This window comes from Streptomyces sp. SID1328 (assembly GCF_009865595.1).
Lineage (GTDB): Bacteria > Actinomycetota > Actinomycetes > Streptomycetales > Streptomycetaceae > Streptomyces > Streptomyces griseoluteus.
Genome location: NZ_WWKH01000441.1, coordinates 1 through 8,061, shown reverse-complemented (window position 1 = coordinate 8,061; position 8,061 = coordinate 1). Strand labels below are relative to the sequence as shown.

The following is an 8,061-nucleotide window of genomic DNA, read 5'->3' as shown; positions in this document are numbered from 1 at the left end:
CGAGCCGGGCCCCGCGCCCATCGGCCGGCGTTTCCCCAACCCCCGGCTCACCGGGCTCGGCGGCGGCCTGTTCTGCGTGGCCGCGATGCTGCTGCTCGGCGCGCTGGACGCCCTGCTGTTCGGCTCGTCCCTGATCGCCTACGGCGTGCTGTTCCTGCCCGTGTGCGTGCTCACCGCGCTCTGGGTGCGCCCCGGCGACCTGCTGACCGCCCCCGTGGCCCTCCCGATCGCCTTCGGCGCCGGGCTCTTCCCGGTCGCCGACGGCAGCGCGGGCTTCCTCGGCTCCCTGATGGGCGTCTTCACCGGCCTCGCCACCCAGGCGGGCTGGCTGTACGGCGGCACGCTGATCGCCGGGGTGATGGTCCTGGTACGCCGGGTGCGCTGGGTACGCAGCCGCCGACGACGGGTCTGAGAGTAAAAACCGCTGGAGCGGCGCCCCGGCGCGCCGCTACCGTGCTGCCCGACCGAGTCGTCTGGGCAAGGACGTGCCGTTGTACACCGTGTGAGACCCCCCGAGAGCTGATCTGTCGCGCGTCGCGCTCTCGCGCCGCGCTGCTTCCTGCTGCGGACTTCTCACTGAAACCGGTGTACTTCTGTGCTCCACGACTGGGTGGTCATGCCCACCTGCCTGCCTCTGGTCCGGCGCCGCTGCCACACGTGCGCGTCCGGCCGCTTCCGGGCGAACGGAAAATTCCGCGTCAACGCCCATCACAAGCTCATCGACGTCTGGCTGCTCGTGCTCTGCACGGGCTGCGGGGACACCGCCAAGCTCACGGTCCTGGAGCGGGCGAACGTCCGCTCCGTCCGCCCCGGCCTGCTGGACCGGCTGCACGCCAACGACCCGGCCCTCGCGGCAGAGCTGCTCCGGGACCCGGTGCTGCGGCGGCGCAACCGCGTCGCCCTCGACTGGGACGGCGCCTGGCGTCTCGACACCGGCGGTTCCGATCATCTGGACCGGGAGAAGGCCGACGTCTCGGTCCGCTTCGCGGCGCCGGTACCGGTCCGGCCGGTGCGGTTGATCGCCGAGGGGTTCGGTCTGTCCCGGGCCCGGGTCGGGCGGCTGATCGCCGAGGGGAACCTCGTCTCGGCCGTCCGGCTGGAGTCGAGGCTCTCCGGCGACTTCACCTTCACGCTCAAACGCTGAGCGCACCGGGGGCCCTCCGGCGAACCACGCCGGACGGGCCCCCGGTCCCCTACTCCGCGGCCGCCCGCTGCTCCGCGCGCATCGCCGCGCCCACGATGCCCGCGTTGTTCTGGAGCTGGGCCGGGACGATCTCGGCCTTGATCCCCTTGATGTGCGGGAGGAACTTGTCGGCCTTGCGGCTCACCCCGCCGCCGATGATGAACAGCTCGGGCGAGAAGAGCATCTCCAGGTGCGCGAGGTACTTCTCGACCCGGCGCGCCCAGTGCTCCCAGCTCAGGTCGGCGTCCTCCTTGGCCTTGCTGGACGCCTTCTTCTCCGCGTCGTGGCCGTTCAGCTCGACGTGGCCCAGCTCGGTGTTGGCGACCAGCACACCGTCGGTGAAGACCGCGCTGCCGATGCCGGTGCCGAAGGTGAGCACGATGACCGTGCCCCGCTTACCGCGCCCGGCGCCGAACCGCATCTCGGCCAGCCCGGCCGCGTCCGCGTCGTTGACCAGCGTGACCGGGAGGCCACCCAGCTTCTCGCTGAACAGGGTGCGGGCGTCCGTGCCGACCCAGCTCTTGTCGACGTTCGCCGCCGTGAGGATGGTCGCGCCGTCCTGGACCACTCCGGGGAAGGTCAGCCCGACCGGGCCGGTCCAGCCGAAGTGGTCGATCACTTCCTTGACGCCGTCGGCGACACCCTCGGGGGTCGCCGGATGCGGGGTGAGCACCTTGCAGCGCTCCTGGGCGAGATCGCCCTTGTCCAGGTCCACCGGGGCACCCTTGATGCCGGACCCGCCGATGTCCACGCCGAAGATCTGCATGGGCCCACGTTACGACGTACGACTGAAGGTCACGCCCCGGGCGTACCGGTTCCGCCACGCTCGGCCGCCAGGGCGGCGGCTTCCTCGCGCAGGTCGCGGCGGAGTTCCTTGGGCAGCGAGAAGGTGATGGACTCCTCGGCCGCCTTGACGAGCTCCACGTCGCCGTAGCCGCGCTGGGCCAGCCACTCGAGGACCTCCTCGACCAGGACCTCGGGCACCGAGGCGCCGGAGGTGACGCCGACCGTGGTGACGCCCTCCAGCCAGGCTTCGTCGATCTCGCCGGCGAAGTCCACCAGGTACGCCTCGCGGGACCCGGCGAGCTTGGCGACCTCGACCAGCCGTACGGAGTTGGAGGAGTTGCGGGAGCCGACCACGATGACCAGCTCGGCCTCGGCGCCCATCTGCTTCACCGCGAGCTGACGGTTCTGCGTGGCGTAGCAGATGTCGTCGCTGGGCGGGGAGACCAGGCCGGGGAACTTCGCCTTCAGGGCGTCGACGGTCTCCATGGTCTCGTCCACGGAGAGGGTGGTCTGGGAGAGCCAGACGATCTTGGACGGATCGCGGACCTCGACCTTGGCGACGTCCTCGGGGCCGTCGACGAGCTGAATGTGCTCGGGGGCCTCGCCGGAGGTGCCGATGACCTCCTCGTGCCCCTCGTGCCCGATCAGCAGGATGTCGTAGTCGTCCTTGGCGTAGCGGACGGCTTCCTTGTGGACCTTGGTGACCAGCGGGCAGGTGGCGTCGATGGTGGCGAGCCGGCCGCGCTTCGCCTCCTCGTGCACGGTCGGGGCGACGCCGTGCGCGGAGAACATCACGATCTGGCCGGGCGGCACCTCCTCCGTCTGCTCGACGAAGATCGCGCCCTTCTTCTCCAGGGTCTGCACGACGTACTTGTTGTGGACGATCTCGTGCCGGACGTAGATCGGGGCCCCGTACTGTTCGAGGGCCTTCTCGACGGCGATCACGGCGCGGTCCACACCGGCGCAGTAGCCACGGGGGGCGGCGAGCAGGACACGGCGGCCAGGCGAAGCGGTCATGCGTCCCATCGTAAGGCCGGGTGCCGGACCCCGTAGATCCCCCCAGGGGGGTGCCCCGGGCGCACCCCCGTTGTCGGCGGCGGCCGTTACCCTCGCCGCATGGCTGTGAACACATCGCCCGAGGCCCCGCTCCCGGTCGGGGAGGTATCCCGGCTGATCGGACGCTGGATCGACCGGCTCGGCGCGGTGTGGGTGGAGGGGCAGATCACCCAGTTGTCGCGGCGGCCCGGCGCCGGGGTGGTGTTCCTGACCCTGCGCGACCCCTCGCACGACATCTCGGTGAGCGTCACCTGCTACCGGCAGGTCTTCGACGCGGTCGCGGACGTGGTCGGCGAGGGCGCGCGGGTCGTGGTGCTCGCCAAGCCGGAGTGGTACGCCCCGCGCGGCCAGCTCTCGCTGCGCGCCGCCGAGATACGGCCGGTGGGCGTGGGCGAGCTGCTGGCGCGGCTGGAGCAGCTCAAGAAGTCGCTGGCGGCGGAGGGGCTGTTCGCGGCCGACCGCAAGAAGCCGCTGCCGTTCCTGCCGCAGCTCATCGGGCTGGTGTGCGGCCGCGCCTCGGCGGCGGAGCGCGACGTGCTGGAGAACGCCCGGCACCGCTGGCCCGCCGTCCGCTTCGAGGTGCGCAATGTGCCGGTGCAGGGCGTGCACGCGGTGCCGCAGGTGGTCCAGGCGGTCAAGGAGCTGGACGCGCGGGACGACGTGGACGTGATCGTGGTGGCCCGCGGCGGGGGCAGCGTGGAGGACCTGCTGCCATTCTCCGACGAGCAGCTGGTCCGCGCGGTGGCGGCCTGCCGCACGCCGGTGGTCTCGGCGATCGGGCACGAGCCGGACACCCCGTTGCTGGACCTGGTGGCCGACCTGCGCGCCTCCACCCCGACCGACGCGGCCAAGAAGGTCGTCCCGGACGTGGGCGAGGAGCTGGCGCGGGTACGGATGCTGCGCGACCGGGGCCGGCGGTGCGCCCACTCCCTGCTGGAGCGGGAGGAGCGGGGGCTGGCGCACGCGCTGGCCCGGCCGGTGATGGAGCACCCGCACCGGATGCTGGACGAGCGGGAGGAGCAGGTGGAGGCGCTGCTGGGCCGCGCCCGGCGCACGCTGGGCCATCTGCTGGACCGCGCGGAGTCGGAGCTGACCCACACGCACGCGCGCGTGGTCGCCCTCTCCCCCGCGGCCACCCTCCGGCGCGGCTACGCGGTCCTGCAGAAGGAGGACGGCCATGTGGTCCGCGACCCGGCCGAGGTGACCGGAGGCGAGGCGCTGCGGGCCCGGGTGGCGGCGGGCGAGTTCGCCGTACGGGTCGATGTCGGCGGCGATGAATAGGGTGGGCGGATGAGCAGCAAGGTGGACGAGGCGCTCTCGTACGAGCAGGCGCGGGACGAGTTGATCGAGGTCGTACGGCGGCTGGAGGCGGGCGGTTCGACGCTGGAGGAGTCGCTGGCGCTGTGGGAGCGCGGCGAGGAGCTGGCCAAGGTGTGCCGGCGCTGGCTGGAGGGGGCGCGGGAGCGGCTGGACGCGGCGCTCGCGGAGGAGACGGAGGAGGAAGAGGGCGAGTGACGGGCCGGAGGCGGCTTTGTTGAAGCTTGAACTTCTTTGGCGTAGGGTCGGGTCCGTCATCAGGTCCCGCACCACGGACCGTACGCGCACCTCAGGAAGTCACAGATGTCTCTCGTTCTCGACCCGGCCGCCCAGGACCTGCTCTTCCGCGAGGCCCGCACCGCGAACTCCTTCACCGACGAGCCGGTGACCGACGAGCAGGTCCGGGCGATCTACGACCTGGTCAAGTACGGCCCGACCGCCTTCAACCAGACCCCGCTGCGGATCACCCTGGTCCGCTCCCCCGAGGCCCGTGAGCGCCTGGTCGGGCACCTGGCCGAGGGCAACCGCGCCAAGACCGCCGCGGCCCCGCTGGTGGCGATCCTCTCCGCGGACAACGAGTTCCACGAGGAGCTGCCGGCCCTGTTCCCGGCGTTCCCGCAGGCCAAGGACGCCTTCTTCGCCGAGCGCCCGGTCCGGGAGCGCTCCGCCGCGCTGAACGCCGCGCTCCAGGCCGCCTACTTCGTCGTCGGCGTCCGCGCCGCCGGCCTGGCCGCGGGCCCGATGACCGGCTTCGACGCCGAGGGGGTCCGCAAGGAGTTCCTGGACGACGACCACGCCCCGCTGATGATCGTCAACATCGGCCGCCCGGCCGCCGACGCCTCGCACCCGCGCGGCCCGCGCCTGTCCTACGACGACGTCGTCACGACCGTCTGAGCGGCGCTCTTCCGCCGGTCCACGGCGATGCGCGAAGGCCCCCGGAATGCGCTTCCGGGGGCCTTCGCGCATCGTAAGAGGAAAACGCTAGGCCATCTTGAGCGCCGAGGCCATGGTGGTCAGGCGGTCGAAGGAGGCGGTGCCCGACACCACCGTGGTGGAGCCGGGGGTGCCCTCCAGGACGAGGGCGTCGTAGCGGCCGCCGGAGTACCGGGTCCAGGTGCGGCCGTCGATCTTCTCGGTCCTCTTGGTCGCCGAGGAGCCCTGGGTGGCCTGCTCGATGAAGTCGGAGCGCTTCTGGGTGGACTGCTCGACCTGCACGTACTGGCCCTCGGGGTCCTGGAAGCCGAGGTGCCAGCGGTCGGACTCCTCGCCACGGAAGCGGACGGAGGTCGCCTTCCAGGTGTCCGGCAGCCCCTCGGGGGCCGCCACCGGGTAGCTCACGGCCCTGCGGGCCGTGGTCGTCTCGACCGTGTAGTCGACCCGCGGGAGGTCGGGCTTGTGGTCGTCGTGCGGGACGAAGACGTAGATGACCGCCGCCGCGATACCGATCAGGGCCAGGGAAAGGATCATGTCCCGGACCGTCTTCTGCTTGCCGTTCGAACCTGCCACGCCTCCTATGGTCTCAGGCGCCCTCCGTGCTCATCCGTGGGGCCCCCTGCTCATCTTGTAAGCCCGGCGATAGAGTCACCTCATACTCATCCGGCCGTCGTCGTATCAGAAAGGTGCGCTCCGATGACCGAGCATCATCTGCCGTCCGAACTCGATGTCCCCTCCGAGGCCCCCGACCGCAACCTCGCCCTGGAACTGGTCAGGGTCACCGAGGCCGCGGCCATGGCCGCGGGCCGCTGGGTCGGCCGGGGCGACAAGAACGGCGCCGACGGCGCCGCCGTGCGCGCCATGCGGACCCTCGTCTCCACCGTCTCGATGAACGGCGTCGTCGTCATCGGCGAGGGCGAGAAGGACGAGGCGCCGATGCTCTTCAACGGGGAGCAGGTCGGCGACGGGACGGGACCCGAGGTCGACATCGCCGTCGACCCGATCGACGGGACCACGCTGACGGCGAAGGGCATGGCGAACGCGATCGCCGTGCTGGCCGCCGCCGAGCGGGGCGCCATGTTCGACCCGTCCGCCGTGTTCTACATGGACAAGCTGGTCACCGGGCCCGAGGCCGCCGACTTCGTGGACATCGACGCGCCCGTGTCGGTCAACATCCGCCGGGTCGCCAAGGCGAAGCGGCGCACGCCCGAGGACGTCACGGTCGTCATCCTGGACCGGCCCCGGCACGAGGGCGTCATCAAGGAGATCCGGGACACCGGCGCGCGGATCAAGCTGATCTCGGACGGTGATGTGGCGGGGTCCATCCTGGCGCTGCGCGAGGGCACCGGCATCGACCTGCTGCTCGGCATCGGCGGCACCCCCGAGGGGATCATCTCGGCCTGTGCGGTGAAGTGCCTGGGCGGCACGATCCAGGGCAAGCTCTGGCCCAAGGACGACGAGGAGCGGGAGCGGGCGATCGCGGCCGGCCACGACCTGGACCGGGTGCTGACCACGGACGACCTGGTGAGCGGGGAGAACGTGTTCTTCGTCGCGACCGGGATCACCGACGGGGAGCTCATGCGAGGCGTGCGGTACCGGTCGGAGAGCGCGACCACCGATTCCATCGTGATGCGGTCCAAGTCCGGGACCGTGCGGAAGATCGAGTCGGAGCACCGGCTCAGCAAGCTGCGGGCCTACAGCGCGATCGACTTCGACCGGGCGAAGTAGCGGAACAGGGGGGCGCGGGGTGGCTCTGCGGGTGCCGGTCCGCCGTGGCCGGCCGCGCAGTTCCCGCGCCCCTGGAAGCTTTCGCCTCAGCCTGCTATACGCGCTGCCGTCGCCTTCTTGAGCTCCACCTCGCGCCTGCGCCTGCGGGCCAGGACCACTCGGCGCTCGGCCGCGGTCAGGCCGCCCCAGACGCCGTACGGCTCGGGCTGGAGCAGGGCGTGCTCGCGGCACTCGATCATCACCGGGCAGCGGGCGCACACCCGCTTCGCCGCCTCCTCGCGGGACAGGCGCGCGGCGGTCGGCTCCTTCGACGGGGCGAAGAACAGACCGGCCTCGTCGCGGCGGCACACCGCCTCGGTGTGCCAGGGCGCGTCCTGATCCCTGTCTCGCGCCGGGCCCCGCTGGGCCGGAACGGCGGCTACCTGCAGGGACGAATGCGGCGGTTGCAGCACGGTCTACTCCTGACGACGAATTCGCTAGCGAGAGACGATGCAGCAAGCCCTACCCGTTGTACGCGCGCCTATGCACTGCGTTCCCAACCACCGGCGTACGACGGCTTGTTCGGCGTCAGTCCCCCAGGTACTTGCGCAGCTTCCGGTCGACCTTGTCGTGGGCCCGGTCGACCGTGCCCTGCACCCGGTCGAGGATGTCCGCCACGAACCGGCCGCGCCGGGGCCGCGCCTCCACGTTGCCCAGCACCGACCAGCCGTCGACGTAGATCACGGGGGCGTCCGACTCCACCGAGTCCACCGTGCTGACCTCGAAGTTGCCCAGCACACTGCCGCCGGTGCCGCGCAGCGACACGTTCTCCGGGACGCGGATCTGGACGTCCCCGAAGACCGAGACCGCCTTGATCACCACCTGCTGGTACTCGAAGACGGCCTCGCTGAGGTCTATCTCCACGCTGCCGAACACCGCGAACGCGTGCACCCGGCGCCCCGCGCGCCAGCGGCCCCGGCGCACGGCGCTGCTGAAGACGGCGACCACGCTGGTGTCCGCGTCGGCCGGGAGCGAGCCGGGCAGCGGGCGGTGCGGGACGGAGGCGTACGCGGGCGCCG

General features: G+C 71.6%; 11 protein-coding genes. 6 read left to right on the top strand and 5 right to left on the bottom strand.

Translation table 11 applies throughout. The annotated features are described in order from the left end of the window. Together GT030_RS13320 and GT030_RS13315 are read left to right on the top strand one after the other, a co-directional pair. Nucleotides 1-412, top strand: a 412-nt coding sequence (locus tag GT030_RS13320) for a DUF6542 domain-containing protein (RefSeq protein WP_237522374.1), incomplete at its 5' end; no start/stop codon positions are given. Nucleotides 413-595: 183 nt separating this feature from the next. Continuing rightward, entirely contained in the window at nt 596-1,144 is a 549-nt protein-coding gene (locus GT030_RS13315; protein WP_346009629.1) for a DUF1062 domain-containing protein, read from the top strand. A gap of 49 nt (nt 1,145-1,193) precedes the next feature. Here GT030_RS13315 and GT030_RS13310 read toward each other — a convergent pair whose 3' ends face one another. Together GT030_RS13310 and GT030_RS13305 are read right to left on the bottom strand one after the other, a co-directional pair. Continuing rightward, the gene (locus GT030_RS13310) at nt 1,194-1,949 is read right to left on the bottom strand and encodes a polyphosphate--glucose phosphotransferase (protein ID WP_161201290.1); all 756 of its coding nucleotides are present in this window, start codon (nt 1,947-1,949) and stop codon (nt 1,194-1,196) included. Between the two features lie 29 nt (nt 1,950-1,978). Further along, a complete protein-coding gene (locus GT030_RS13305) occupies nt 1,979-2,995 on the bottom strand; it encodes a 4-hydroxy-3-methylbut-2-enyl diphosphate reductase (protein WP_086690958.1) in 1,017 nt (338 codons plus the stop codon). Nucleotides 2,996-3,085: 90 nt separating this feature from the next. On the opposite strand from GT030_RS13305, the gene xseA reads away from it, so the two are divergent. The 3 genes from xseA to GT030_RS13290 all read left to right on the top strand — a co-directional run bounded on the left by xseA (nt 3,086) and on the right by GT030_RS13290 (nt 5,236). Continuing rightward, complete coding sequence (gene xseA / locus GT030_RS13300) at nt 3,086-4,306, top strand: exodeoxyribonuclease VII large subunit (RefSeq protein WP_161201288.1); 1,221 nt, start codon at nt 3,086-3,088, stop codon at nt 4,304-4,306. Between the two features lie 9 nt (nt 4,307-4,315). Beyond that, complete coding sequence (locus GT030_RS13295; RefSeq protein ID WP_161201287.1) at nt 4,316-4,540, top strand: exodeoxyribonuclease VII small subunit; 225 nt, start codon at nt 4,316-4,318, stop codon at nt 4,538-4,540. Nucleotides 4,541-4,645: 105 nt separating this feature from the next. Further along, entirely contained in the window at nt 4,646-5,236 is a 591-nt protein-coding gene (locus tag GT030_RS13290) for a malonic semialdehyde reductase (protein WP_130331967.1), read from the top strand. An 87-nt stretch (nt 5,237-5,323) separates the two neighbouring features. Here the strand turns inward: GT030_RS13290 and GT030_RS13285 are convergent, their stop codons facing one another. Next, complete coding sequence (locus GT030_RS13285) at nt 5,324-5,848, bottom strand: DUF4245 domain-containing protein (RefSeq protein ID WP_161201286.1); 525 nt, start codon at nt 5,846-5,848, stop codon at nt 5,324-5,326. A 123-nt stretch (nt 5,849-5,971) separates the two neighbouring features. On the opposite strand from GT030_RS13285, the gene glpX reads away from it, so the two are divergent. Then, nucleotides 5,972-7,003 (top strand): class II fructose-bisphosphatase, encoded by a 1,032-nt coding sequence (gene glpX, locus GT030_RS13280; protein ID WP_161201285.1) that lies wholly within the window; start codon nt 5,972-5,974, stop codon nt 7,001-7,003. Between the two features lie 86 nt (nt 7,004-7,089). Here the strand turns inward: glpX and GT030_RS13275 are convergent, their stop codons facing one another. Together GT030_RS13275 and GT030_RS13270 are read right to left on the bottom strand one after the other, a co-directional pair. Further along, a complete protein-coding gene (locus tag GT030_RS13275; RefSeq protein ID WP_030807025.1) occupies nt 7,090-7,455 on the bottom strand; it encodes a WhiB family transcriptional regulator in 366 nt (121 codons plus the stop codon). Between the two features lie 115 nt (nt 7,456-7,570). Further along, nucleotides 7,571-8,061, bottom strand: a 491-nt coding sequence (locus GT030_RS13270) for a LiaF domain-containing protein (protein ID WP_161201284.1), incomplete at its 5' end; no start/stop codon positions are given.

What these genes read in the sequence shown, in the direction of transcription:
- GT030_RS13310 (WP_161201290.1), bottom strand. Translation starts at nt 1,949, where the DNA reads ATGCAGATCTTCGGCGTGGACATCGGCGGGTCCGGCATCAAGGGTGCC.
- GT030_RS13305 (WP_086690958.1), bottom strand. Translation starts at nt 2,995, where the DNA reads ATGGGACGCATGACCGCTTCGCCTGGCCGCCGTGTCCTGCTCGCCGCC.
- xseA (WP_161201288.1), top strand. Translation starts at nt 3,086, where the DNA reads ATGGCTGTGAACACATCGCCCGAGGCCCCGCTCCCGGTCGGGGAGGTA.
- GT030_RS13295 (WP_161201287.1), top strand. Translation starts at nt 4,316, where the DNA reads ATGAGCAGCAAGGTGGACGAGGCGCTCTCGTACGAGCAGGCGCGGGAC.
- GT030_RS13290 (WP_130331967.1), top strand. Translation starts at nt 4,646, where the DNA reads ATGTCTCTCGTTCTCGACCCGGCCGCCCAGGACCTGCTCTTCCGCGAG.
- glpX (WP_161201285.1), top strand. Translation starts at nt 5,972, where the DNA reads ATGACCGAGCATCATCTGCCGTCCGAACTCGATGTCCCCTCCGAGGCC.